General features: G+C 72.6%; 24 protein-coding genes. 13 read left to right on the forward strand and 11 right to left on the reverse strand.

From position 1 onward, the window contains the following. Nucleotides 1-99: 99 nt before the first annotated feature. Nucleotides 100-1440 (forward strand): dicarboxylate/amino acid:cation symporter, encoded by a 1341-nt coding sequence (locus ACFOY6_RS03815; protein WP_379649049.1) that lies wholly within the window; start codon nucleotides 100-102, stop codon nucleotides 1438-1440. Nucleotides 1441-1638: 198 nt separating this feature from the next. After that, nucleotides 1639-2472 (forward strand): hydroxyethylthiazole kinase, encoded by an 834-nt coding sequence (gene thiM, locus ACFOY6_RS03820; RefSeq protein WP_379649051.1) that lies wholly within the window; start codon nucleotides 1639-1641, stop codon nucleotides 2470-2472. Nucleotides 2473-2525: 53 nt separating this feature from the next. On the opposite strand, the gene ACFOY6_RS03825 is transcribed toward thiM, so the two are convergent. The 3 genes from ACFOY6_RS03825 to ACFOY6_RS03835 all read right to left on the reverse strand — a co-directional run bounded on the left by ACFOY6_RS03825 (nucleotide 2526) and on the right by ACFOY6_RS03835 (nucleotide 5212). Beyond that, on the reverse strand, nucleotides 2526-2888 hold the full coding sequence (locus tag ACFOY6_RS03825) for a response regulator (protein WP_109517298.1): 363 nt from the start codon (nucleotides 2886-2888) through the stop codon (nucleotides 2526-2528). A 30-nt stretch (nucleotides 2889-2918) separates the two neighbouring features. Beyond that, nucleotides 2919-4358: an RAD55 family ATPase gene (locus tag ACFOY6_RS03830; protein ID WP_379640793.1), complete on the reverse strand. Its 1440-nt coding sequence runs from the start codon at nucleotides 4356-4358 to the stop codon at nucleotides 2919-2921. Nucleotides 4359-4705: 347 nt separating this feature from the next. Beyond that, the gene (locus ACFOY6_RS03835; RefSeq protein ID WP_109517300.1) at nucleotides 4706-5212 is read right to left on the reverse strand and encodes a YciE/YciF ferroxidase family protein; all 507 of its coding nucleotides are present in this window, start codon (nucleotides 5210-5212) and stop codon (nucleotides 4706-4708) included. A gap of 158 nt (nucleotides 5213-5370) precedes the next feature. On the opposite strand from ACFOY6_RS03835, the gene ACFOY6_RS03840 reads away from it, so the two are divergent. The 3 genes from ACFOY6_RS03840 (at nucleotide 5371) to ACFOY6_RS03850 (ending at nucleotide 7048) form a co-directional block, all read left to right on the forward strand. Then, on the forward strand, nucleotides 5371-5553 hold the full coding sequence (locus ACFOY6_RS03840; protein WP_379640794.1) for a hypothetical protein: 183 nt from the start codon (nucleotides 5371-5373) through the stop codon (nucleotides 5551-5553). A gap of 125 nt (nucleotides 5554-5678) precedes the next feature. Next, a complete protein-coding gene (locus ACFOY6_RS03845) occupies nucleotides 5679-6653 on the forward strand; it encodes a Bug family tripartite tricarboxylate transporter substrate binding protein (protein ID WP_379640795.1) in 975 nt (324 codons plus the stop codon). A 140-nt stretch (nucleotides 6654-6793) separates the two neighbouring features. Then, nucleotides 6794-7048 carry a GlsB/YeaQ/YmgE family stress response membrane protein gene (locus tag ACFOY6_RS03850; RefSeq protein WP_109517302.1) on the forward strand — a complete coding sequence of 85 codons (255 nt, stop codon included), beginning with the start codon at nucleotides 6794-6796 and terminating at the stop codon, nucleotides 7046-7048. Nucleotides 7049-7112: 64 nt separating this feature from the next. Here ACFOY6_RS03850 and ACFOY6_RS03855 read toward each other — a convergent pair whose 3' ends face one another. The 5 genes from ACFOY6_RS03855 to ACFOY6_RS03875 all read right to left on the reverse strand — a co-directional run bounded on the left by ACFOY6_RS03855 (nucleotide 7113) and on the right by ACFOY6_RS03875 (nucleotide 12062). Continuing rightward, entirely contained in the window at nucleotides 7113-7358 is a 246-nt protein-coding gene (locus tag ACFOY6_RS03855) for a hypothetical protein (protein ID WP_379640796.1), read from the reverse strand. Between the two features lie 74 nt (nucleotides 7359-7432). Continuing rightward, nucleotides 7433-9037 carry an ABC transporter substrate-binding protein gene (locus tag ACFOY6_RS03860; RefSeq protein ID WP_367604214.1) on the reverse strand — a complete coding sequence of 535 codons (1605 nt, stop codon included), beginning with the start codon at nucleotides 9035-9037 and terminating at the stop codon, nucleotides 7433-7435. A 94-nt stretch (nucleotides 9038-9131) separates the two neighbouring features. Next, nucleotides 9132-10136 carry a glucokinase gene (gene glk / locus ACFOY6_RS03865; protein WP_379640797.1) on the reverse strand — a complete coding sequence of 335 codons (1005 nt, stop codon included), beginning with the start codon at nucleotides 10134-10136 and terminating at the stop codon, nucleotides 9132-9134. Continuing rightward, a complete protein-coding gene (locus ACFOY6_RS03870) occupies nucleotides 10133-11083 on the reverse strand; it encodes a 1-phosphofructokinase family hexose kinase (RefSeq protein WP_379649053.1) in 951 nt (316 codons plus the stop codon). Before ACFOY6_RS03870 ends, glk begins: the two co-directional genes overlap by 4 nt. A gap of 97 nt (nucleotides 11084-11180) precedes the next feature. Beyond that, complete coding sequence (locus ACFOY6_RS03875; protein WP_379649055.1) at nucleotides 11181-12062, reverse strand: universal stress protein; 882 nt, start codon at nucleotides 12060-12062, stop codon at nucleotides 11181-11183. A 521-nt stretch (nucleotides 12063-12583) separates the two neighbouring features. On the opposite strand from ACFOY6_RS03875, the gene ACFOY6_RS03880 reads away from it, so the two are divergent. The 7 genes from ACFOY6_RS03880 to ACFOY6_RS03910 all read left to right on the forward strand — a co-directional run bounded on the left by ACFOY6_RS03880 (nucleotide 12584) and on the right by ACFOY6_RS03910 (nucleotide 18727). After that, entirely contained in the window at nucleotides 12584-13081 is a 498-nt protein-coding gene (locus ACFOY6_RS03880; RefSeq protein WP_109517308.1) for an Lrp/AsnC family transcriptional regulator, read from the forward strand. A gap of 272 nt (nucleotides 13082-13353) precedes the next feature. Beyond that, entirely contained in the window at nucleotides 13354-14202 is an 849-nt protein-coding gene (locus ACFOY6_RS03885) for an ABC transporter permease (protein ID WP_379649057.1), read from the forward strand. 8 nt (nucleotides 14203-14210) lie between these two features. Then, nucleotides 14211-14939 carry an ABC transporter ATP-binding protein gene (locus ACFOY6_RS03890; RefSeq protein WP_109517310.1) on the forward strand — a complete coding sequence of 243 codons (729 nt, stop codon included), beginning with the start codon at nucleotides 14211-14213 and terminating at the stop codon, nucleotides 14937-14939. Next, nucleotides 14939-16081, forward strand: a complete 1143-nt coding sequence (locus ACFOY6_RS03895) for an acyl-CoA dehydrogenase family protein (protein WP_379649059.1) — start codon at nucleotides 14939-14941, stop codon at nucleotides 16079-16081. The genes ACFOY6_RS03890 and ACFOY6_RS03895 overlap by 1 nt, the downstream gene beginning before the upstream one ends. A 16-nt stretch (nucleotides 16082-16097) precedes the next feature. Continuing rightward, complete coding sequence (locus ACFOY6_RS03900) at nucleotides 16098-17201, forward strand: LLM class flavin-dependent oxidoreductase (RefSeq protein ID WP_379649061.1); 1104 nt, start codon at nucleotides 16098-16100, stop codon at nucleotides 17199-17201. Then, nucleotides 17198-18169, forward strand: coding sequence for an ABC transporter substrate-binding protein (locus tag ACFOY6_RS03905; RefSeq protein WP_379640802.1), 972 nt, complete (start codon nucleotides 17198-17200; stop codon nucleotides 18167-18169). Before ACFOY6_RS03900 ends, ACFOY6_RS03905 begins: the two co-directional genes overlap by 4 nt. Before the next feature lie 63 nt (nucleotides 18170-18232). Then, the gene (locus ACFOY6_RS03910) at nucleotides 18233-18727 is read left to right on the forward strand and encodes a cupin domain-containing protein (protein WP_109517314.1); all 495 of its coding nucleotides are present in this window, start codon (nucleotides 18233-18235) and stop codon (nucleotides 18725-18727) included. Between the two features lie 73 nt (nucleotides 18728-18800). On the opposite strand, the gene ACFOY6_RS03915 is transcribed toward ACFOY6_RS03910, so the two are convergent. After that, nucleotides 18801-19730 (reverse strand): MYG1 family protein, encoded by a 930-nt coding sequence (locus ACFOY6_RS03915; protein WP_379649063.1) that lies wholly within the window; start codon nucleotides 19728-19730, stop codon nucleotides 18801-18803. 136 nt (nucleotides 19731-19866) lie between these two features. Here ACFOY6_RS03915 and ACFOY6_RS03920 point away from each other — a divergent pair, with 136 nt between their 5' ends. Continuing rightward, nucleotides 19867-20250: a VOC family protein gene (locus tag ACFOY6_RS03920; RefSeq protein WP_379640805.1), complete on the forward strand. Its 384-nt coding sequence runs from the start codon at nucleotides 19867-19869 to the stop codon at nucleotides 20248-20250. A 59-nt stretch (nucleotides 20251-20309) separates the two neighbouring features. On the opposite strand, the gene ACFOY6_RS03925 is transcribed toward ACFOY6_RS03920, so the two are convergent. Together ACFOY6_RS03925 and ACFOY6_RS03930 are read right to left on the reverse strand one after the other, a co-directional pair. Continuing rightward, complete coding sequence (locus ACFOY6_RS03925; protein ID WP_379649065.1) at nucleotides 20310-21194, reverse strand: MBL fold metallo-hydrolase; 885 nt, start codon at nucleotides 21192-21194, stop codon at nucleotides 20310-20312. A 14-nt stretch (nucleotides 21195-21208) separates the two neighbouring features. After that, the gene (locus ACFOY6_RS03930; protein WP_379649067.1) at nucleotides 21209-22135 is read right to left on the reverse strand and encodes an SMP-30/gluconolactonase/LRE family protein; all 927 of its coding nucleotides are present in this window, start codon (nucleotides 22133-22135) and stop codon (nucleotides 21209-21211) included. Nucleotides 22136-22148 lie beyond the last annotated feature (13 nt).

Below are 22148 nucleotides of genomic sequence, written 5' to 3' on the forward strand. Positions count from 1 at the left end.
GGGTTCCGAGCACCGCCCTCGCGGCGGTCCACACCACGGAACGACACCGCCGGCGCGGCGGCACGGCCACGCCGGAACTTCAGGCAGGGGGGGATATCCATGGCCTATGCACCCATCCAAGCGGCGACCGCGCCCGGCGCGCCGCGCAAATTCTACCAGCACCTGTATGTGCAGGTTCTCTTCGCCATCGCCGTCGGCATCCTGCTCGGGCACTTCTATCCGCAGACCGGCGCGGACATGAAGCCGCTGGGCGACGCCTTCATCAAGCTGGTCAAGATGGTCATCGCCCCGGTCATCTTCCTGACGGTGGTGACCGGCATCGCCGGGGTGCGCGACATCGGCAAGGTCGGCCGCGTCGCCGGCAAGGCGATGCTCTACTTCCTGGTCTTCTCCACCCTGGCGCTGATCGTCGGGCTGATCGTGGCCAACATCGTGCAGCCCGGCGCCGGGCTGAACGTGGACCCCGCCACGCTCGACCCCAAGGCCGTCTCCGGCTACGCCGCCAAGGCGCACGAGACGACGCTGGTCGGCTTCCTGACCAACATCATCCCCGCCTCCCCGGTGGCCGCGTTCGTCTCGGGCGACATCCTGCAGGTGCTGTTCTTCTCGGTGCTGTTCGGCATCGCCCTCGCCTCGGTGGGCGACAAGGCGGAGCCGGTCATGGCCGTGCTGCACTCCGCCTCGGCCGGCATGTTCAAGCTGGTGGCCATCCTGATGAAGGCCGCGCCGATCGGCGCCTTCGGCGCCATGGCCTTCACCATCGGCCGCTACGGCATCGGCTCCATCGCCAGCCTGGCGCTGCTGATCGCCACCTTCTACCTCACGGCGCTGATTTTCGTGCTGGTCGTGCTGGGGGCGGTCGCCCGCTACAACGGCTTCTCGATCCTGGCGCTGATCCGCTACATCAAGGAGGAGCTGCTGCTGGTGCTCGGCACCTCCTCCTCCGAGGCGGCGCTGCCGACACTGATGGAGAAGATGGAGCGCGCCGGCTGCCGCAAGTCGGTGGTGGGGCTCGTGGTGCCCACCGGCTACAGCTTCAACCTGGACGGCACCAACATCTACATGACCATGGCGGCGCTGTTCATCGCCCAGGCCACGGGCATCGAGCTGAGCCTGTGGGACCAGGTGCTGCTGCTGCTGGTGGCCATGCTCTCCTCGAAGGGCGCGGCGGGCATCACCGGCGCGGGCTTCATCACCCTGGCCGCCACCCTCTCGGTGGTGCCGGCGGTGCCGGTGGCCGGCATGGCGCTGATCCTCGGCATCGACCGCTTCATGTCCGAGTGCCGGGCGCTGACCAACCTGGTGGGCAATGCGGTGGCCTGCATCGTCGTCGCCCGCTGGGAAGGCGAGCTGGACCAGGAGCAGCTGCGCCTGGCGCTCAGCGGCAAGGCGCTGCCGGAGGCGCCGGAGGCCATCGGGCTGGCGCAGCCGGCCGAGTGACGCGCCGCGCGCGCCGGGGCGACCAGCCCCGGACCGCGCCGGAGGCCGGCCGGGGGAGCATCCGCTTCCCCGGCCTTTTTTGCGCCGCTGCCCGGCGGCCCCGCCGCTTGTGGCCGGCCCGCGGCCGCCGCAACATGCCGGCCCGCCACGGCCTGCCCGCCGTGGCCTGCCCGCCGGATTGCCAAGGGAGTTCCACCCGTGCCGGAGACCACCGCGACGGACCTGCCCCGGCAGGCCGCCGCCGCCCTGGAACGGCTGCGCCTCGCCGCGCCGCTGGTCCACAACATCACCAATGTCGTCGTCGCCAATGTCACGGCCAATGCCCTGCTGGCGGTGGGCGCCTCGCCGGCCATGGTGCAGGCGGAGGAGGAGGTGGCCGATTTCGCCCCCCACGCCGCCGCGCTGGTGGTGAATATCGGCACCCTCACCGCGCCGCAGCTGCGGGCCATGCGCCGCGCCGTCCCGGCGGCGCGGGCGGCGGGCGTGCCGTGGGTCCTCGACCCCGTGGCGGCCGGCGCCACCCCGTTCCGGCTGGCGGCGGCGCAGGAGATGGCGGCGCTGCGTCCCGCCGTGCTGCGCGGCAACGCCTCCGAGATCCTGGCCGTGGCCGGCGAGGCCGGCCTCGCCTCCCGCGGCGTCGACAGCGCGCATCCCACGGCGATGGCGCACGCGGCGGCGGCGCGGCTGGCGCGCGCGCTCGGCATCACGGTCGCCGTCACCGGGGCGGTGGATCATGTCACCGACGGGGAGAGGGCCGTCGCGGTGGCCAATGGCCACCCCTTGCTCACCCGCGTCACCGGCATGGGCTGCACCGCGACGGCGCTGATCGGCGCCTTCCTGGGCGCCGGGCTGCCGGGGATGGCGGCGGCGGTGGCCGGGCTGGCCACACTGGGCGTGGCGGCCGAGCGGGCGGCGGGGCAGGCGTGTGGCCCCGGCAGCTTCCAGGTCGCGCTGCTCGACGCGCTGCATGCGCTGGAGCCACCGGCCCTGGCCGCCTCCGCCCGCCTGGCCCCGGCGCCCGCCGGAGGCTGACCAGGGGGCGGCACGAGGGGGCGGCGCGAGGGGCGGCGCGGCGGCGCCTTGCCTCAGCCCGGGCGGCCCACCAGGGCGATCACCGCCTCGATCACCTCGCCGATGATGAAGGGCTTCTCGAAGATGCGGGCGAACAAATGTCCGCTCTCGCGGGCGAGGTCGGCATGCGCGCCGCTCATCAGGATGATCGGCATGCCGGTGCCAAGGCGGCCCCGGATCGCCTGGGCGAACTCCACGCCGTTCATGACCGGCATCATGTAGTCGGTGATGACGAGATCGGGGCGCTCGCGGTCCAGCACGTCCAGCCCCTTCCTGCCGTTGCTGGCACGGACCACCATGAACCCTTCATCCTCCAGGGCGAAGGCGAGCACGTCCGTGATGAGGAACTCGTCGTCCGCGACCAAGATCGTTGTCATGATGTGGTACCGCTCTGAACGCTCGCGCGGTCAGCTCCCCTTCTTCGTAGGGGAGCCGGAAAGCACCATGGACATCTTCTCGAAGCTCGGCTTGAGGAGGATGCCATCGCTGGTGATGGTGACGTCGCGCAGGGAGGGGTCGTAGTCGCTGTCGCGCACCTTCAGGATGGTCAGCACCCGCCTCACATCCGCTTCCACCTCGACGAAACGGAGCATCAGCAGGTTGTCCATGAGGCTGGAGAGTTCCGGCGCCGGCGCATTGATCTCCGCTCCGAACAGGCCGCGCATCTCCCATGTGAACACGGTGGTGACGCCGCGTTCGCGCAACTCGTTGGTCAGGGCCGTGTAGAAGTCGATCAGCCGGTCCGGGCGGGCGGCGGCGCGGGCCATGCCGCTCAGGCTGTCGATCATCACGCGCCGCACCTTGCGCCGTTCCACGGCCCCGAGCAGCTGATGGCCCAGCCGATCCAGGGACCGCTGCGAGGCAGGCTGCCAGATGATCTCGACCGCGCCGGAGGCGACCAGGCCGCGCAGGTCGATGCCCAGGTTGGCGGCCTTCAGGCAGAGGCGCTCCGGCGTCTCGTAGAAGCCGAACAGCAGCCCCGGCTCCTCCGGCGTGCAGCGTGACAGAAAATGCAGGCCGAGCGAGGTCTTGCCGCTGCCCGAAGGCCCCAGCACCAAGGTGATGGAGGCAGGCGGCAGGCCGCCGCCCAGCATCTCGTCCATCACCGGGATGCCGCTGCTCTCCCGCGCCACGCTCACCGGCTCCTGCGAGGCGACCTGCCCCCAGACGGTCTCCAGCCTGGGATACACCACGACGCCCTGGCTGTTGATCTCGAACTCGTGCAGGCCGGCAAGGGCGCCGCTGCCGCGGGTCTTGCGCAGGTGGATGCGGCGCAGGGAGCGGCTGCCGACCAGCTCCTCCCCCAGCTCGATCACCCCGTCCACCATGGTGTGCTCCGGGCTGCCATCATCCAGCCGGGCGCTGGTGAGGAACAGCACGGTGCAGCCGGCGAAGGCGGCATGGCCCTGCAGCTCCGCGATGAAGCGCTTGGTGTCGAGCTGCGTCTCGGCGCGGGAACGGGCGTTGAGCACCCCGTCCACCACCATCACCGAGGCCTTCTGCCGGCTGATCTCGCGCCGCAGCAGCTTGACCACCTCGTCCAGCCCCTCATTCTCCAGCGTGTCGAAGGCGCTGACGAACTGCATCTCCGCGCCCACCCGGTCCCGCCTGAAGAAGCTCAGCGTCGACAGGAACTGGAACAGCCGCTCATGCGTCTCGGAGAGCAGGGTGGCGAACAGGACGCGCCCGCCGCGGCTGGCGTGGTGGAAGGCGATCTGGCTGGCGAAGATGGTCTTCCCGGAGCCGGGACGCCCCTGGATGATATAGGATGAGCCGGCGACCAGCCCGCCCTTCAGCAGGATATCGAGGCCGGCGATCCCACTTTCGATCCGGGGAAGTTGTTCCATGGGGTTCGCCTTGCTGAGAGTCCGGAGGGCGGATCATTCGCGAAACGGATGGGATATGATCCTCTGGAACCGCCCGGGCGCGACCACGGCCCGGTCCTCTGGACCATGCCCGGCCAGTGCGGTGATGCTCCGTCCCTTCAACGGACATTCGCGCGTGACGTCAAGACCACGCTTCTGGCTCTCGCCCTGGGAAAAAGCGGCCGCGGCGGGCTGCGTGGCCCGCCGCGGCAGGCCGGCACGGAGGAAAGCGCCCGTGCCGGTTCCCGAACTGTTTACAAACGGTGGGCGCCGCCGGGCGCGCGGCCCGCAGGCGGAGCCGCCACATGGCTGCCGCCCACGGCCAGCCCTCAGGCCGCCTGCTTCACCGCCAGCGGATTGATGGCAGAATTCGCCATCTCGTTCAGCAGGCTGTCGGTCTCCTTCTCCTCCGCCAGCGTCGCCTCGATCAGCCCCAGCACCTCCTTGTCGCCGCGGGCCTTGGCCCAGGCCAGCAACGTGCCGTAGCGCGCCATCTCGTAGTGCTCCACCGCCTGGGCGGAGGCGATCAGCCCCGCATCCAGCACCGGGCCGGGCCCCTGCGCGCTCTCGATCAGCTCCTCGCATTCCTCGACCAGGCCGTTGATGGCCTCGCAGGTCACGCCCTGGGCGCGCTTGCCGAGCGCCTCGAAGACCTGCTGCAGGCGCTCGATCTGGCCCTGGGTCTGCTCGCGGTGCTTGAGGAAGGCGGCCTTCAGCGCCTCGTCCTGGGCGACTTTCGCCATCTTCGGCAGCGCCTTCAGGATCTGCCGTTCAGCGTAGTAGACATCCTTCAGCGTGTGCAGGAAGAGGTCGTCCAACGTCTTGATAGTGGCCATGTCTGATCTCCTGATTGACGCCGCGCCCGTGGCGGGGCGCAGCGCGATGTCGCCAGGGCCAGAACATCCAGGCGGGGGGCAAGGTTCCCGCCTTCGTGCAACCTCGTCCCCCGTTCAGGGCTTGCAACGAGAGGTTCATAACAAAGGAGGCCCGCTCCATGGCCGACACATCAGGATATCGCTCGGTGCGCCCGCACAATGTCGGCCCGCACGACGTGCAGAAGGATGAGAAAACCGAGGCGACGACGCGCCGGCAGCCGGAGAAGGCCTACAACACCGAGGTCGCGGAACAGGCCGCCATCACCGGTGCCAACCGCCCGGAGCAGCTCAAGAAGGACTGAGCCGCGCGGCCTGGTTCGTTTCCCCCGCACCTCCCACCGCGCCCGGCAGGGGGGGCGGGCAAGGTTGCGCCGCGGCGCGCTTGTGTCCAAGCTCGCCGCAGAACAACCTGGAGGAAACGAACTTGGTGCGACACCTGCTGGGCCGCCGCGGCCTGCTGGCGGCCCCGGCCCTGCTTCTGGCCCGGCCGGGCCTTGCGCAGCCATCCTGGCCGACGCGGGCGATCTCGATCGTCACCGGCTACGCCCCCGGCGGCCTGACCGACGTGACCACCCGCGCTATCGCACAGCGCATGGAGCGCGACCTGAGGCAGCCCATCGTGGTCGAGAACCGGGTCGGGGGAGCGACCTCGGTGGCTTCCACCCATGTCGCCCAGGCCGCGCCCGACGGGTACACCCTGCTGATGGGCGCATCCTCCCTGGCCATCAACCCGGCCCTGCAGCCCGACCTGACGCCGCGCGAGCCGATGCGGGAGCTGCTGCCGCTCGGCCTTGCCTACCGCACCGCCTTTGTCCTGCACGTGCATCCCAGCCTGCCCGTGAAGTCGGTGCCGGAGCTGATCGCCTATGCGAAGGCCAATCCCGGCAAGCTGAACTTCGGCAGCAGCGGCACGGGCGCGGTCAACCACCTGGCGCTGGAACTGCTCCGGCAGCAGGCGGGCATCGACGTGCTGCACGTGCCCTATCGTGGCGGCGTGCCGGCGCTGACCGACCTGCGGACCAACCGGATCCAGGCGATGTTCCAGGCGGCGCTGGAGGCCCTGCCGGTGGTGCAGGAAGGCATCACCCGCGCCATCGCCGTCAGCAGCAAGGAGAGGATGCCGCTCTTCCCCGACGTGCCGCCGGTGGCCGACACCCTGCCGGGCTTCGAGGCGGTGTTCTGGCAGGGGCTGTTCGCGCCGCGCGGCCTGCCGGCACCGATCGCGCAGCGCCTGACCGAAACGCTGCGCAACGCCACGGAGGACCAGGACCTGCGCGCCCGCATGGCGGCGCAGGGTGTCGCCATCGAAACGGGGGATGGCGAGGCCATGCGCCGCATCCTGGCCGAGGACACCAAGTTGTGGGGAGAGCTGATACGGCGCGGCAACATCCGCCCGGAATAACGCCGTTCAGCCTGCCTTCCGGTGCAACCGGTGCAACCCGCCGGCCTCCCGGAGCTTCTTGACCCATCGGGCCGATCCGGCGCGGCAGGGAAAGCCTGCCGCGCGGCGGCCAAAACCCGAGCGGAACAGGGCGCAGCGCCATGGGCATTATCTGGACCATCATCATCGGCTTCCTCGCGGGCCTCGTCGCGAAGTGGATCATGCCGGGCGACAAGGAGCCGAGCGGGTTCATCCTGACCACGCTGCTGGGCATCATCGGCGCCTTCGTCGCTTCCTATCTCGGCCAGGCGGTCGGCTGGTACCGTGCGGGAGAAGGAGCGGGCTTCATCGGCGCCGTGGTGGGTGCCATCATCGTGCTGGCCATCTACGGCATGGTGGCGCGCCGCCGCGCCTGAGGCCGGAGACCATGCGGAAAGCCCGGGGAAAGCGATTTCCCCGGGCTTTTTTCATGCGGCGGCCTCAGCTGGTGTGGCCGTCGATCGCCGCCTTCATCGGGCAGTAGCCCTGCGTGCCGCGCCAGGCGAGATAGGCCCCGGCGCCGAGCGCCACGATGTTGAGCAGGAAATTGGGCCGCGGCTTGGTGCCGGCGGCCGCCAGCGCCAGCCCGCCCACGACGTACATCGCCTGTTCGGCGACGCTGAGATTGCCGCGCTGCTGCGACTGCGCGGGGCTGTAATACTCGCGGGAGTTGGGAACCGGGTTCATGCGCGTTCTCCTTGCTGACCGCCAGAGAACACCCGGACCGGCGCGGGAGTTCCACCCGCGCCGGCCGCACCCTCTCAGGCGCGCCTGATGTTCCACATGATGGCGAAGCCCGGCACGCGCCCCTGCAGGTTGCGGTTGATCGCCGTCATCGACTTGTAGGCGCCGACGGGGATGTAGGGCACCTCGTCCATCACCACGCGCTGCATCTCCTCGGCGAGGCTTTTCTGCGCCGCGAGGTCGGGCGCCAGGAACCAGCGGTCGCGCAGCTCCTCCAGCTTCGGGATGTCCGGCCAGCCCGGCCAGGCCGCCGTGCCGTTGCCGCGCAGCGGGAAATGCGCCGCCGGGTCGACGAAGTCGAAGGAGGAGAAGGCGGTGAACAGCATGCTCCAGCCGCCCTTGTCCACCGGCTCGCGCGAGGTGCGGCGCTGCACCACCGTGCCCCAGTCGCTGAAGGCGATGTCGGCGTTCATGCCGAGCCGCCGGACCAGGTCGGCGCCGACCTGCGACATGGCGGAGGGCGCCAGGATGTCGGTGGGGCCGATCAGCCGCATCAGCTGGTCGGTGTAGCCGGCCTCCTTCAGCAGCGCCTTGGCGCGGTCGATGCTGCGCGGCCCCATCAGCGGCTCCAGCCCCGCCTTGGTGGCGAGCGGCGTGCCGGGGGTGAAGACGCCCACCTCGTCGAAGAAGAGCGAGGGGTCGGGGCCCACCACCGCACTCATGAAGTCCGACTGGCTGATGGCCGGCAGCAGCGCCTGCCGCACCTTCTTGTCGTTGAACGGCGCGTGCAGGTGGTTGACGCGCAGGATGCCGACCAGCGGCAGCGGGTCGATCGCCTCGATGGAGAGCTGGCGGCTGCGCTTCAGCAGCTCCTGGATCTCCGGCGGCGGCTGCTCGAACCAGTCGATCTCGCCCGTCTGCAAGGCGGCCGCTGCGGTGGAGGCGTCGGTGATGATGTGCCACTCGACGCGGTCGAAATGCACCTGCTTCGGCCCCGCCGTCAGGCTGGGCTGGCCCACCGGCGTCGGGCTGTAGTCGGCGTTGCGCTCATAGACCACCATGCTGCCCGAGTTGAACTCGTCCGCCTTGAAGCGGAACGGGCCGCAGCCGGTGGTGTCGCGGATCTGGGTGAAGGCGTCGGTCTTGGCCAGCCGCTCGGGGATGATGAAGGCCGGGCTGTTGCTGACCTGCGCCAGCGCCGCCTTCAGCATGGGGAAGCGCTGCTTCAGCCGGAACACCAGCCGCCGGTCGTCCTGCGCCGAGACCTCCTCGACGAAGGTGGCGAGCTTCTGGCCGATGGGGCTGCGCTTCATCCAGCGCTGCAGGCTGGCCACGGCGTCCTGCGCCCGCACCTTCTCGCCATCGTGGAAGCGCGGCCCGTCGCGCAGGGTGATGACGACGCGCCTTCCGTCCTCCTCCTCCACCATCCCCTCGGCCAGCTGCGGCTGCGGGTTGAACTGCCCGTCCATGCCGAACAGCGTGTCGTGGATCATGTAGGCGTGGTTGCGGGTGATGTTGGCCGTGGTCCAGACCGGGTCGAGGCTGGTCAGGTTGGCCTGCGGCACCAGCTTCAGCACCCGGTTGCGCGCCGGCTGCGCGATGGCGACGCGCGAGAGCGGCGGGGCGGCCACCCCGGCGGCGAGGCCGGCGGCGGCGCCCGCCAGAAGTCCGCGGCGTTGCAAGGTCATGTGCTTCCCCTCCTGTCGTTCATGCGTCCCGGGGCGCATGAGACAGGAGGGCGGCACGCTCCGCAACCCGTGAGCGGCGTTTCCGGCCTCAGCCCGGCGGATGATAGGCGGCGGCGCCGAGCAGCCCGGCATGCGGGCGCACCACCTGCCAGACGGGAATGCCGGACAGGTAGCCGTCGAAGCGCCCCTTGGCCAGGAAGGCGGCGGCCAGCGCCTCCCGGTCCAGCAGCGGGCCGAGGTTGCGGCACAGCCCGCCGGTCAGGAACACGCCGCCCTCCGTCAGCAGCGTCAGCGCCAAGTCGCCCGCCGCCGCGCCGAGCATGGCGGAGAACAGGCCGAGCGCCCGGCGGCAGATGGCGCACTCGCCGCTCGCGGCGCGGCGGCTGACATCGGCCGGCTCGCGCAGGGGCAGGTCCTGGCCCGCCATCTCCCCCAGGGCGAGGGCGATGTGCAGCAGGCCGGGGCCGGAGAGCAGCCGCTCCACCGAGACATGCCCGCCATGGCGGAGGCGCAGCCGGCGCAGGATCTCGTCCTGCGTCTCGTCCTGCGGCGAGAAGGAGGCATGGCCGCCCTCGCTGGGCAGGATGCGGGGCGGCCGGCCCGGCTCGCGCAGCACGAAGGCGACGCCGAGGCCGGTGCCCGGCCCCAGCACCACGGCCGCGCCGCCCGGCTTCGCGCCGCCCGGCTTCGTGCTGCCCGGTTTTGCGCTACCGGGGCGCAGCTCCACCAGGTCCTGCGGGCCCAGCACCGTCACGGCGGCGGCCTGCGCCACGAAGTCGTTGATCACGGTCAGGCGCTCCAGCCCCAGCGCCTTTTTCGCCGCGGCGACGGAGAAGCGCCAGGGGCTGTTGGTGAAGGCCACGGAATCGCCCAGCACCGGCGTCGCCACGGCCAGCACCGCCTCCGTCACCGCCGCGCGCTCCACTGCCGGAAGGGCCGCGAGATAGGCCTGCGCCGCCTCGACCAGCCCGGCATGCTCGGCCACCACCAGCTTGCGCTCCGCGCGCGGCAGGCCATCCGGCCCGTCCGGCGCGCCGCAGAGCGCGAAGCGGGCATGGGTGCCGCCGATATCGCCGACCAGTCTCAGGCTCACAGGCTGTCTCCTTCCATGGGTACGCCGACGATGCGCCGGCGCAGCGCCGCCACCTCCGCCCGCCCGGGATGCGCCGTTCCTGCGTTGGAGACCGCCGCGGCGCCGGCCGCCACGCCCCAGGCGAAGGCATCGCGCGGCGTGCGGCCGCGGGCCAGCGCCAGGGTCATCGCCGCCAGGAAGCTGTCGCCGGCGCCGACGGCGCCGCGCACCTCCACCTCCAGCGCCGGCAGGCGCAGCGTGCCCTCGGCGGTGGCCAGCATGGCGCCGTCCCGGCCCAGGGTGAGGGCCACCATCTCCACCTTGCCGCTCCGCACCAGCTCCGCCGCCGCCTGCTCCTGCGCCGCCGCCTCGGGCAGCTTGCGGCCGATGAGGGTCTCGAACTCGCCGAGGCTCGGCTTGATCAGGGTGAGGCCGCCCGCCTCCAGCGTGGCGCGCAACGCGGCGCCGGAGGTGTCCACCACGAAGCGCAGCCCGGCCTCCCGCGCGCGGGCCGAGAGGCGGGCATAGAAATCCTCCGGCACGCCGGGGGCGAGGCTGCCGCTGGCCACCAGCCAGCCGTCGCGCAGCGCCGCCAGCGCCTCCAGCGCCGCCTGCCACTCGGCCTCAGCCACGCGCGGCCCCTCGGCCACGAAGCGGTATTCCTGGCCCGTCGAGCGGTCCAGCACCGTCTGGCTGATGCGGGTGCGGCCGGCGATCGGCACGGTCTGGCGCGGGATGCCGCCCTCGTCGAGCAGCTCCTCCAGGAAGCGGCCGGTGACGCCGCCGGCCAGGATCACCGCCAGCGTCTCGCCGCCCAGCTCGCGCACCACCCGCGCCACGTTCACGCCGCCGCCGCCCGGGTCCTGCCGCTCGGCGAAGGTGCGGATCTTGCGGATGGGATGCACCGCCGCCGCCTCGCTCGCCAGGTCGATGGTCGGGTTCAGCGTCAGGGTGGTGATGCGCGGCATGGGCGGGGCACTCCGGCGGTTCGGGCGGGACGGGGGGCGTCTCCGCGCCCCAGGTCCGGAACGCGGCGCCCCCCGCGCGGGGTTGCAGCGGCGGCCGTCAGGCGGGGGCGGGTTCGCGCACCAGCATCACGTCGCAGGGCGCGGCCTGCAGCAGCCAGCCGGCGGTGCTGCCCACCAGCATCTCCATCAGCCGGCTGCGGCCATGGGTGCCCAGTACCAGCAGGTCGATCCCGGCATGGCGCACATAATCCTGCAGCAGCCAGCCGATATTGCCCGGCTCCACCACCGTCTCGACCCGGCCGCGCAGCGCCGGCGGGATGTCGGCATGCGCCAGGAAGGCGCGGCCTTCCGCGGCGGCCGCGGCGGCGGCCTCCTCCCGGCTCGCGGCGCGGCCCAGCAGGGCGGGGAAGGGCGCCTCATAGGCATGGAACAGCGTCAGCGGCAGGGCGGGGAAGAGCGCCGCCGCCACCAGCAGCGCGTGGCGCGAGCAGTCGGAGAAATCGGTCGCCACCAGCACGCGGGCATAGGGGGCGCGGGCGCGCTGCCGCACCGCCAGCACCGGCGCGGTGGACTGGCGCACCACCTCCTCCACCGTCGCCCCCGTCAGCAGCCGGCCCAGCGGCTCGGCGCGGGCGAGGCCGGTGACGACCAGCCCCGCCGCCTGCCGCCTGGCCACCGCCAGCACCAGCGCCGCCGGGTCGCCATGGCCGACGACCACCTCCGCCCCGGTGCCGGCCAGCTCCGCCTCCAGCAGGGTACGGGCCTCGGCATCCGGGTCGCGCGGGCGGCGCCATTCGGGGGCGGTGCCGTCCGGGGCACGGGGCAGCACGATGTCGATCGATTCCAGCGCGTGCACCGCGACCAGCCGCGCCCCCCACTGCCCCGCCAGCTGCACCGCGCGGTCCTGCGCGCGGTCGCAGCGCGCGCTCAGATCCGTGGCCAGCAGCACCGTCTCCGGCGCCTGCCTCGGAATGGCCATGCGGCGCTCCTCTCTTCCAGACCGTGCGCTCCGGTGCGCAGCCCCTGGATCAGATGGAGATATCGCAGACCTGTCAACAGCCCGGGCCCCGCACCCGCCGGCACGGGGCGGCCGGCGCGAGGGGGGTGACGCTGCCCCTGTGGCGGGCACGACATCGCCGCCATGCAGGACATCGCTGCATTCCCGGCCGCGCTCCGGGGTGAGACCGCCCCGCCTCGGCCGCCGCTCTGGCTGCTGGTGCTGATCACCACCTCCGGCACGCTCGGCAGCCACATCTTGGTGCCGGCCCTGCCGCGGGCGGCGGCGGGGCTCCATGGCTGCAGCCAGATGGCGTTGGGCGCGCTGTGCGCGGCGCTCGCCGGCCATCGGCCCCGGCCCCGCCCTGGCGGCGGCCGCCGGCTTCGTGGCCTTCCTCGGCGCCCTTGCGGGCGGAGCGGCGGGGCCGGGCCATGGAGATGTGACCCTTGCCAGCCGGGGCGGCCCGCGCGACACCACCGGCCGGAACAGCGGGAGGCCCCAGCATGGACGAAGTGGACCGGCGCATCCTCGGCCTGCTGCAGGAGGACGCCACGCTTTCCGTGGCGCAGCTCGCCGACCGCGTCGGGCTTTCCGCCACGCCCTGCTGGAAGCGGGTGCAGAAGCTGGAGGCGCAGGGGGTAATCACCCGCCGCGTGGCGCTGGTGGCGCCGGAGGCGGTGGGCCTCGGCCTCAGCGTGTTCGTGGCCATCGAGGCGGGGGACCACACGCCGGACTGGCTCGCCCGCTTCAACGCCGCCGTCTCCGCCATGCCGGAGGTGATGGAGGTCTACCGCATGGCCGGCGAGGTGGACTACATGCTGCGCGTGGCGGTGGCCGACATGGCCGCCTTCGACGGCTTCTACAAGCGCCTGATCAACGCGGTGCCGCTGCGCAACGTCACCTCGCGCTTCGCCATGGAGCGCATCAAGCACACCACCGCCTACCCGCTGAACGGCCCCGCCTTCCGCGACCGCACGGCGCCGCCGGCGGCCGAGGAATAGCATTCCCCGCAACGCCCCGGCGGCGGGATGGGCATGCTCCCGCGGGCGGCAACTTTGGGAAACACAACTCTTTCCCGGCAGCGGCGGTGGTCCTAGCTTTCCGGCGATGATCCAGCACCCGATCAACCCGCCGCCGCGCCCCGTCGCTCCGGGCCGAATGCCCGGCCGCCGCCGCGCCGCGCGCTGTCGGGGCTGAGCCGGCCCCCGCCACCTCGCCCACGCAACACGACCCCGCCTGCCGACGGCCCCACCCGGGCCGCGAAGGAGCCAGCATGTCCGACACCCAGGCGGTTCCCGCGCCGCGTGGCCTCCTGCCCGGCGCCGCCGCCGGCCTCCGCCGCCCCACCCTGCGCCGTTCCGCGCTGCCGCCGAAGCTGCGCCGCTTCCTCTCGCCGCTGGTGCTGGTGCTGCTGTGGCAGGCGGCCTCGATGGCCGGGCTGATCGCGCCCCGCACCCTGGCCGCGCCCACCACCATCCTGGCCAGCGCCTGGGAGCTGACCCTCTCGGGCGAGCTGCCCTCCCACCTGCTGGTCTCGCTCGGCCGGGTGCTGTCCGGGCTCGGCATCGGCCTTTCCGCCGGCATCGCCCTGGCGCTGGTCGCCGGCCTCTCGAAACTCGGCGAGGAGATCGTCGACGCGCCGATGCAGATGCTGCGCACCATGCCCTTCCTGGCGCTGGTGCCGCTGTTCATCCTGTGGTTCGGCATCGGCGAGACGCCGAAGATCGCGCTGGTGGCGCTCGGCGCCGCCTTCCCCGTCTACCTCACGCTGTTCTCCGGCATCCGCGGCGTGGAGCCCAAGCTGGTGGAGGCGGGGCGCATCTTCGGCCTCGACCGGCGCGGGCTGATCCGCCACGTCATCCTGCCCGGCGCGCTGCCCTCGGCGCTGGTCGGGCTGCGCTACGCGCTGGGCAGCGCCTGGCTCAGCCTCGTCATCGCCGAGCAGATCAACGCGACCGCCGGCATCGGCTTCCTGATCAACGACGCGCGCGAGTTCCTGCGCACCGACGTCATCGTGGTGGGGCTGCTGGTCTATGCGCTGCTCGGCCTCGGCGCCGATGCGCTGGTCCGCCTCGTCGAGCGCCGGGCGCTGGCCTGGCGCCCCAGCCTGGTGAAGGAGTGACCGCCGCCATGGCGCCGCAGAACAACAATGCCGCCCCGCTCCGCGTCCGCAACCTGACCCGCCGCTTCGGCGAGAACACGGTGCTGCACGGGCTGGATCTCGACCTCGCCCCCGGCAGCTTCACCGCGCTGCTCGGCCGCAGCGGCTCCGGCAAGAGCACCCTGCTGCGCACGCTGGCCGAGCTGGACCCGGCGCCGGAGGGCGCCCGGCTGGAACTGCCCCGCCCGGTGGCCGTGGCCTTCCAGGAGCCGCGCCTGCTGCCCTGGAAGACGGTGTGGCAGAATGTCTCGCTCGGCCTGCCCGGCCGCGACGCCCGCCCCCGCGCCGAGGCCGCGCTGGAGGAGGTGGGTCTCTCCCACCGCGTCGAGGCCTGGCCCGCCACCCTCTCGGGCGGCGAGGCGCAGCGCACCGCCCTGGCCCGCGCCCTGGTGCGCTCGCCCCGCCTGCTGCTGCTGGACGAGCCCTTCGCCGCGCTCGACGCGCTGACCCGCATCCGCATGCACGCGCTGGTGCTGGAGCTGTGGCGCCGCCACGGCCCCACCACCCTGATCGTGACGCATGACGTGGACGAGGCCGTGCTGCTGGCCGACCGCGTGCTGGTCCTGGAGCATGGGCGCATCGCCGAGGATGTGGCCGTGGAGCTGCCGCGCCCGCGCCGCCATGCCGACCCCGGCTTCGCCGCGCTGCGCCGCCGGCTGCTGGAGGCGCTGGGCGTCTCGCTGGAGGAGGCGGCGTGATGGACGGCCTGGCCCAGCCCGCGCCGCTGGTCGATCTGGTCCGCGCCTTCGCCGCTGGCGCCGCCGCGCATGACCGCGCCGGCAGCTTCCCGCACGAGAATTTCGCGCTGCTGCGCGAGGCCGGGCTGCCCGGCCTGACCGTGCCGCGCCGCTGGGGCGGCGAGGAGGCGGGCCTCGCGCGCTGCACCGCCGTCATCGGCACCCTCGCCGGGGGCTGCCCGGCCACCGCGCTGGTGCTGGCCATGCAGCTCATCCAGCTCCGCACCCTGCTGGCCGACCCCGCCTGGCCCGAGGCGCTGCGCGCCCGGCTGGCGCGCGAGGCGGTGGAGGAGGGTGCGCTGTTCAACGCGCTGCGGGTGGAGCCTGAGCTCGGCACCCCCGCCCGCGGCGGCCTGCCCGCCACCATCCTGCGCCGCTCGCCGGAAGGCTGGCGCCTCTCGGGCCGCAAGATCTACTCGACCGGCGCGCCGGCGCTGCGCTGGATGCTGGTCTGGGCCCGCACGGACGAGGCCAGCCCGCGCACCGGCCTGGCGCTGGTCGAGGCCGGCACCCCCGGCCTGCGGATCGAGGAAAGCTGGAACCAGGCGGGGCTGCGCGCCTCGGGCAGCCACGACGTGATGTTCGAGGAGGTGGCCCTGCCGCTGGCCCAGGCGCCGGACCTGCGCCCGCCGGCCGACTGGGCACGCCCGGATGCCGCCGTGGCGGCCTGGAACACCCTGCCCATCGCCGCGCTCTACACCGGCGTGGCCCGCGCGGCGCGCGACTGGCTGGTGTGGTTCCTGCGCGATCGCGTGCCGGGCAGCCTCGGCGCGCCGCTCGCCACCCTGCCACGGATGCAGGAGGCGGTGGGCCGCATCGAGGCGCTGCTGCTGGCCAATGACCGGATCATCGCCTCGGCCGCCGCCGCCCAGGATGCCGGGGAGGGGCCTTCCGCCGCCGAGAGCGGGCTGATCAAGACGCTCGCCGCCGAGAACGCCATCCAGGTGGTGCAGGAGGCCGTGGCGCTCTGCGGCAACCATGCGCTCGCCCGCGCCAATCCGCTGGAGCGGCACCTGCGCGACGTGCTCTGCGCCCGCATCCACACGCCCCAGCCCGACGCCGCCCACACCCTCGCCGGGCGCCTCGCCCTCGGCCTGGCCTGAACACCGGAGGACCGCCATGAGCCATCCGCTCGAATTCATCGGCATGATCCAGCCGCGCCAGCAGTCGGAAATCCACCCGGCCAGCGGCCCGGCCATCGACCCCGGCTATCTGCGCGCCTCCGCCCAGGCGCATGACCAGGGCGGCTTCGACCGCATCCTGATCGGCTGGTACAGCAACGGGCCGGACGGGCTGCAGCTCGCCACCCATGCCGCCGCGCACACCGAGAAGGTGGGCTTCCTCGTTGCCCACCGCCCCGGCTTCCAGGCGCCGAGCACGGCGGCCCGCGCCTTCGCCACGCTCGACCAGCTCAGCGACGGCCGCGCCGCCCTGCACGCCATCTCGGGCGGCGACGACACGGACCAGGCGCGCGACGGCGACTGGCTGAACAAGGATGACCGCTACGCCCGCACGGACGAATACCTGTCCGTCCTGAAGGCCATCTGGACCGCCGGGGCTCCGGTGGACCATGAAGGGGAGTACTACCGCATCAAGGGTGCCTCGTCCGAGGTGCGGAGCGTGCAGCAGCCGCGCATCCCGCTCTATTTCGGCGGCGCCTCGGAGGCCGCGCTGCGCGTGGCCGGCCGCCACGCCGATGTCTATGCCCTCTGGGGCGAGACCCGCGCCCAGGTGCGCGAGATCGTGGCGCGGGTGCGGGCCGAGGCGGCGAAGCATGGGCGCGAGAAGGAGGTGCGCTTCAGCCTCTCCTTCCGCCCGATCCTGGCGGAGACGGAGAGCGCGGCCTGGGAGAAGGCGGAGCGCATCCTGCACCGCATCCGGCAGGTGCGCGGCCAGGCGGCGCTCGGCGCCGGCGGCGCGGCGCCGCAGAATGCCGGCTCGCAGCGCCTGTTGGATGCCGCCGCGCTGGGCGACCGGCCGGAGGGGCGCCTCTACACCGCCATCGCGCGGGAGACGGGGGCGCGGGGCAACACCACCGCGCTCGTCGGCACGCCGGAGCAGGTGGCGGAAGCCTTCCTCGAGTACCACGAGCTCGGCGTCTCCACCTTCCTCATCCGCGGCTTCGACCCGCTGGAGGATGCGGTGGAATACGGCCGCTCCCTGCTGCCCGCCACGCGCCGCCTGCTGGCGGAGCGGCTGAAGAAGAAGGACCTCGCGGCATGAGCCTGCACCTGAACCGCCGCGCCCTGCTGCTGGGCGCCGCCGCGCTGTCGGCGCCGCTGGCTGCCCCGCGCCTGCTCCGCGCCCAGTCCCCGCTGCGCGTCGGCGACCAGCGCGGCAATGCCCGCGCGGTGATGGAGGCCGCCGGCGTGCTGAAGGACCTCGAGGGCCGGATCACCTGGAGCGAATTCCCCGCCGCCGCGCCGCTGGTGGAGGCGCTGAACGCCGGCGCCATCGACACCGGGCTGGTGGGGGACGCGCCCTTCACCTTCGGCGCCGCCGCCGGCGTGCCGGCCAAGGCCATCGCCGCGACGCGGCAGAAGCAGGACGGGCTGGCCATCCTGGTGCCGAAGGACAGCCCTATTCGCTCCTTCGCCGACCTGAAGGGCAAGCGCATCGCCACGGGGCGAGGCTCGATCGGCCACCAGCTGGTGCTGGCGGCGCTGGAGGCGAACAAGCTGCCGCAGGATGCCGTGATCTTCGTCTTCCTGCTGCCTTCGGATGCCAAGGCGGCCTACAGCAGCGGCGCGGTCGAGGCCTGGTCCACCTGGGAGCCCTATGTCTCGCAGGAGGAGGTGCTGGCCGGCTCCCGCCGGGTGCAGGACGGCAACGGCATCACCCCCGGCCTCAGCTTCCAGGCGGCGCGGGACGACGCCATCGCCGCCCGCCGTCCGGAGCTGGAGGACTTTGTCCGTCGCCTCGCCCGGGCGCGGGCCTGGGCCAACGGGAACATCCCGGCCTATGCGAAGAGCTGGTCCGAGCTGATGAAGGTGCCGGAGCCGGTGGCCCTGCAATGGTTCGAGCGCGCCCGCACCCGCGTGGTGCCGATCGACGACGCGGTGGTGGCGGACGAGCAGGGGAATATCGATCTTTATACCCGCGCGGGGCTGGTGCGCCGGCGGGTTCGCGCCGAGGATATCCTCGACCGGAGCTTCGCGGCGGCGATCGCCGCGGGCAACGCGGCGGCATAACACCTGCCGCGGGCAACGCGGCGGCCTGAGACCCGCCGCCGGATCGAGAGGGAGCCAGACACCATGCCGCATGACGGCCACGACCACAGCCATGACGTCCCCGAGGATGGCTGGAAGCACAGCGGCGTCCGGGTGATCCCGGGCGACAGCCTGGACACCAACACCGCCAGCACGCCGGGCATGAACCGCGCCGCCGCCATCAACGCGGCGCGCGTGGGCGCGCAGAAGATCTGGGCTGGCACGGTTCACATCCATGCCAATGCCAAGACCGGCGCGCACCACCACGGCCCGCTGGAGAGCGTGATCTACGTGGTGAAGGGCCGCGCCCGCATGCGCTGGGGCGAGAAGCTGGAATTCGTGGCCGAGGCCGGCCCGGGCGACTTCATCTACGTGCCGCCCTACGTGCCGCACCAGGAGATCAACGCCTCCACGGACGAGACGCTGGAATGCGTGCTGGTGCGCTCGGACAACGAGGCGGTGGTGGTGAACCTCGACATCGAGCCGGCGGAGAAGCCGGAGAACGTTCCCTGGATCGACCCGATCCACAAGCACCCCTGAGGCTGCGCGCAGCGGACGGGAAAGGGCCGGGGCGGGGACGCCCCGGCCCTTTCCGCATTCAGCTCCCCAGGATTCAGCTTCCCAGGGCGATGGCCTTGCGCGCCATCTCCCGCGCGCCGTCCCGCGTGCGGGCGGCGCCGACGAAGCGGCGCAGATGGGTGAACACCGCGTCGGGCACGCCGCTCGCCTCGGCCAGGGCCGCGTCCTGCAGCCCGGCCCAGGCCTCGGGCAGCGGCAGGCGCTGGGCGAAGGAGCCCGGCTCGGGCGGCATGGCATCGACCATCCAGTTGCCGTTCGAGGCGGGGTAGAGGGCGAAGAGCACCGGCAGGTTGTGGGTGAAGACGGCGCCCTTCCAGGGCATGCCGCGCTCCAGCTCCAGCACGCGCGGGTCGGCGGAGCGGGCATGGGCGGCCAGCACCTCGGCATCGGCCGCCATGCGGCCGCGCAGCACCTCCACCCGGCGGCGCAGCACGCCCTCGGCCAGGGCGGCGGCTTCCAGGAAGGCGGCATCGGCCGCGGCGTCGCCGCCCGCGGAATCCCAGCCCGGGTTGAAGTCGCCGACGAGGGCGGCGAGGCCCAGCACGTCCCGCTCCGGCGCCGTGCCGTTGTCGATCTCGTCGATGCGGCGGACCACCGTCTGGTCGATCTCGGCGGCGATGGCGGCGGCGAAGCCGGCGGCCTCGGGTGGCAGGATCGCCCGCACGGCGGCATGGCCATGGGTCTGCCAGATCAGCCCGGCGGCGCTGTAGGGGGTGCCGTCGGCGCGGGTGGGGGCGCCGCGCTGGTGGTGGTCGAAGCGCCGGGCCTCGGCATCGTAGCGGGCGCCGACATCCCAGACGATGTCGGCGGCGGCGATGATGGCGGCGTCCCGCGTGCGGGTCAGCGTGTGGTCCTCGCCCGCCTTGCCCAGCCCCAGCGCCAGGCGCAGCACGCCATAGGCAAAGACCTCGTCGCAATGGAACTTGCCGCTGTGGGTGACGAGGCGGAGGCGGGGCTCGGACATATGGGGAGAACTCTCGGTCTGCGAGGCGGAGGGCAGCAGCTACACGCTTCCGCGCCCCGCGTCAGCCCCGCCGCGCCGGTTTGACGCTGCGCCGCGCTTGTCGGACAAGTGGAGGCTCATCCAAGGAGGACGCGGAATGACCGCCTGCCGCATCGACCACCTGCACCTGCGCAGCCCCGACCCGGAGGCGGCCGCCCGCTTCTACGTCTCGGCGCTGGATGCGCGGGAAACCGGCCGCCAGGACGTCAATGGCGCGCTGCGGATCATGCTGGATCTCGGCGGGCTGATGCTGTTCATCGAGGCCGTGCCGCCCGAGACGCCGAAGCCGCCGCCCGCACCCTTCCAGGGCATCGAGCATATCGGCCTGACGGTGCCGGACCTGGATGCCGCCATCGCCGAGCTGGCGGGGAAGGGCGTGCCGCTCACCTCCGGCCCGCGCGAGGTGCGCCCCGGCCTGCGCATCGCCTTCATCGACGCCCCCGACAAGGTGCGCATCGAGCTGCTGGAACGCCGCGGCTGAACTGACAGAAAAAGATGAGAGGGGTCTGGGGAGAGAATTCCTTCTCTCCCCGGTCTTCCTCAGAAGGCGAGGTCCCTGGCCTCCGGCACCAGCCGGTAGCCCTGGGCATCCTTCGCCAGCCGGGCGCAGCCCGGGAAATGCACGTGCATCCCCACGAAGCGCTGCCGGTCGGCCGCCACCCGGTCGAAGACGCGGCGCCGTGTCTCGGCGGCCTGGGCCGGGTCCACGTCGAACTGCATGGTCACCTCCGGCCGCGCCACCTGCACTTCCGGCACATGCACGATGTCGCCCCAGATCAGCAGGCTGTCCTCGCCGGAGGCGATCAGGTAGCCGCAATGCCCCGGCGTGTGGCCGGGAAGATGCACGGCGGTGACGCCGGGGAAGATCTCCGCCCTGTCCGCGAACAGGGCCAGCCGGTCGCGGTAGGGCGCGACCTGGGTGCGGGCGGCGGCGAAATAGGGCACGCCCTGGCCGCTGGCGCCGGCGCGGCTGGCGGCGCCTTCATCCTCCCAGTAGGCCAGCTCCGCCGCGTGCATCCCGAGCGTCGCGCCGGGGAAGATGGCCTGGCCCGAGGCATCCGCCAGCGCGTTGGAATGGTCGGGGTGCAGATGGGTCAGCAGCACCGTGTCGATCTCGCCCGGCGCCACGCCGGCGGCGGCGAGGTTGCCGAGCATCTTCCCGGCGCTCGCCTGGAGGCTGCCGCCGCAGCCGGTATCCACCAGCGCCGCCCGCCCGCCGGCGCGGATCAGGAAGGTGTTGACGGAGGTGCGGCGCGGCGTCGGCCGGAAGCTCTCCGTCAGCAGCCGGTCGATCTCCTCCGGCGCGATGTTCTGCAGCACCGCGTTGGAGGCGTTGAGGAAGCCGTCGCTGACTGCGGTGACGACGATCTCGCCGACACGCAGATGGTGCAGGCCGGGAACCTGCTCGGTGGGAAGCGGGGGCAAGGGGCGCCGTCCTCTCAGGCCGTCTCGTGGTTCAGCACCAGCCCGGCCTCGTGCCAGGGCATCGAGACCAGCTTGCCGGTGGTGGAGAGGGTGATGTAGGCGGTGCGCCGGTCCGCGCCGCCGAAGCAGATGTTGGTGGGCATCACCTCCGGCATCTTCTCGACATGCAGGATCTGGCCATCGGGCGAGACGGTGGTGATCTCGCCGCTCACCAGGGTCGCCACGCAGATATTGCCGGCGGCGGTGACGGCCAGGCTGTCCAGCCGCCGGAAGCCGGGGAACTGGCAGACCAGCGTGCCGCCATGCACCACCGGCCAGGGGTTCTTGCGCAGCTCGCCGGGGCCGAGGATCTCCCACGACCAGAGGCGCCCCGTCTCCGTCTCCGCCACGTACAGGGTGCGGCCATCCGGCGAGAGGCCGATGCCGTTGCCGCCGCCGGGGATGGGGTGCGCCGCCTCGACGATGCGCGAGCCATCCGCCGCCGCCCAGTAGACGCCGCCATGGTCGCGGTCCCGCGCCCGCACCTTGCCGAGATCGGTGAACCAGAGGCCGCCCTGGTTGTCGAACACCAGGTCGTTCGGGCCGCGCAGGGGGCGGCCATCGCATTCGGTGTAGAGCACCGTGACCGCGCCCGTGGCGGGGTCGATGCGCTCGATGCGGCCGCCCGAGTAATCCTCGGGCTGGTGCGTGGGGCGCAGGAGGCCCGGCTCCTCATGCCAGCCGAAGCCGCCATTGTTGCAGAGGTAGAGCTGGCCGTCTGGGCCCATCGCCAGGCCATTCGGGCCGCCGCCGGGGCGGGCGATGACGCTGCGCGTGCCGTCCGGCGCGATGCGGCTGACCACCTGGGCGGCGATCTCCACCAGGGCGATGGAGCCGTCGGGCAGCGCCACGGGACCCTCGGGGAAGCGCAGCCCCTCGGCCAGAACCTTCAACTCAGACATGTTCGACGTTCCT

The sequence above is a fragment of the Teichococcus aestuarii genome, from assembly GCF_042651065.1.
Classification (GTDB): Bacteria; Pseudomonadota; Alphaproteobacteria; order Acetobacterales; family Acetobacteraceae; genus Pseudoroseomonas; species Pseudoroseomonas aestuarii.

Excerpts from the sequence above, each read along its gene's own strand:
- ACFOY6_RS03815 (WP_379649049.1), top strand. The coding sequence starts at position 100 with ATGGCCTATGCACCCATCCAAGCGGCGACCGCGCCCGGCGCGCCGCGC.
- ACFOY6_RS03825 (WP_109517298.1), bottom strand. The coding sequence starts at position 2,888 with ATGACAACGATCTTGGTCGCGGACGACGAGTTCCTCATCACGGACGTG.
- ACFOY6_RS03830 (WP_379640793.1), bottom strand. The coding sequence starts at position 4,358 with ATGGAACAACTTCCCCGGATCGAAAGTGGGATCGCCGGCCTCGATATC.
- ACFOY6_RS03835 (WP_109517300.1), bottom strand. The coding sequence starts at position 5,212 with ATGGCCACTATCAAGACGTTGGACGACCTCTTCCTGCACACGCTGAAG.
- ACFOY6_RS03840 (WP_379640794.1), top strand. The coding sequence starts at position 5,371 with ATGGCCGACACATCAGGATATCGCTCGGTGCGCCCGCACAATGTCGGC.
- ACFOY6_RS03850 (WP_109517302.1), top strand. The coding sequence starts at position 6,794 with ATGGGCATTATCTGGACCATCATCATCGGCTTCCTCGCGGGCCTCGTC.
- ACFOY6_RS03855 (WP_379640796.1), bottom strand. The coding sequence starts at position 7,358 with ATGAACCCGGTTCCCAACTCCCGCGAGTATTACAGCCCCGCGCAGTCG.
- ACFOY6_RS03870 (WP_379649053.1), bottom strand. The coding sequence starts at position 11,083 with ATGCCGCGCATCACCACCCTGACGCTGAACCCGACCATCGACCTGGCG.
- ACFOY6_RS03875 (WP_379649055.1), bottom strand. The coding sequence starts at position 12,062 with ATGGCCATTCCGAGGCAGGCGCCGGAGACGGTGCTGCTGGCCACGGAT.
- ACFOY6_RS03880 (WP_109517308.1), top strand. The coding sequence starts at position 12,584 with ATGGACGAAGTGGACCGGCGCATCCTCGGCCTGCTGCAGGAGGACGCC.
- ACFOY6_RS03885 (WP_379649057.1), top strand. The coding sequence starts at position 13,354 with ATGTCCGACACCCAGGCGGTTCCCGCGCCGCGTGGCCTCCTGCCCGGC.
- ACFOY6_RS03890 (WP_109517310.1), top strand. The coding sequence starts at position 14,211 with ATGGCGCCGCAGAACAACAATGCCGCCCCGCTCCGCGTCCGCAACCTG.
- ACFOY6_RS03895 (WP_379649059.1), top strand. The coding sequence starts at position 14,939 with ATGGACGGCCTGGCCCAGCCCGCGCCGCTGGTCGATCTGGTCCGCGCC.
- ACFOY6_RS03900 (WP_379649061.1), top strand. The coding sequence starts at position 16,098 with ATGAGCCATCCGCTCGAATTCATCGGCATGATCCAGCCGCGCCAGCAG.
- ACFOY6_RS03905 (WP_379640802.1), top strand. The coding sequence starts at position 17,198 with ATGAGCCTGCACCTGAACCGCCGCGCCCTGCTGCTGGGCGCCGCCGCG.
- ACFOY6_RS03910 (WP_109517314.1), top strand. The coding sequence starts at position 18,233 with ATGCCGCATGACGGCCACGACCACAGCCATGACGTCCCCGAGGATGGC.
- ACFOY6_RS03915 (WP_379649063.1), bottom strand. The coding sequence starts at position 19,730 with ATGTCCGAGCCCCGCCTCCGCCTCGTCACCCACAGCGGCAAGTTCCAT.
- ACFOY6_RS03920 (WP_379640805.1), top strand. The coding sequence starts at position 19,867 with ATGACCGCCTGCCGCATCGACCACCTGCACCTGCGCAGCCCCGACCCG.
- ACFOY6_RS03930 (WP_379649067.1), bottom strand. The coding sequence starts at position 22,135 with ATGTCTGAGTTGAAGGTTCTGGCCGAGGGGCTGCGCTTCCCCGAGGGT.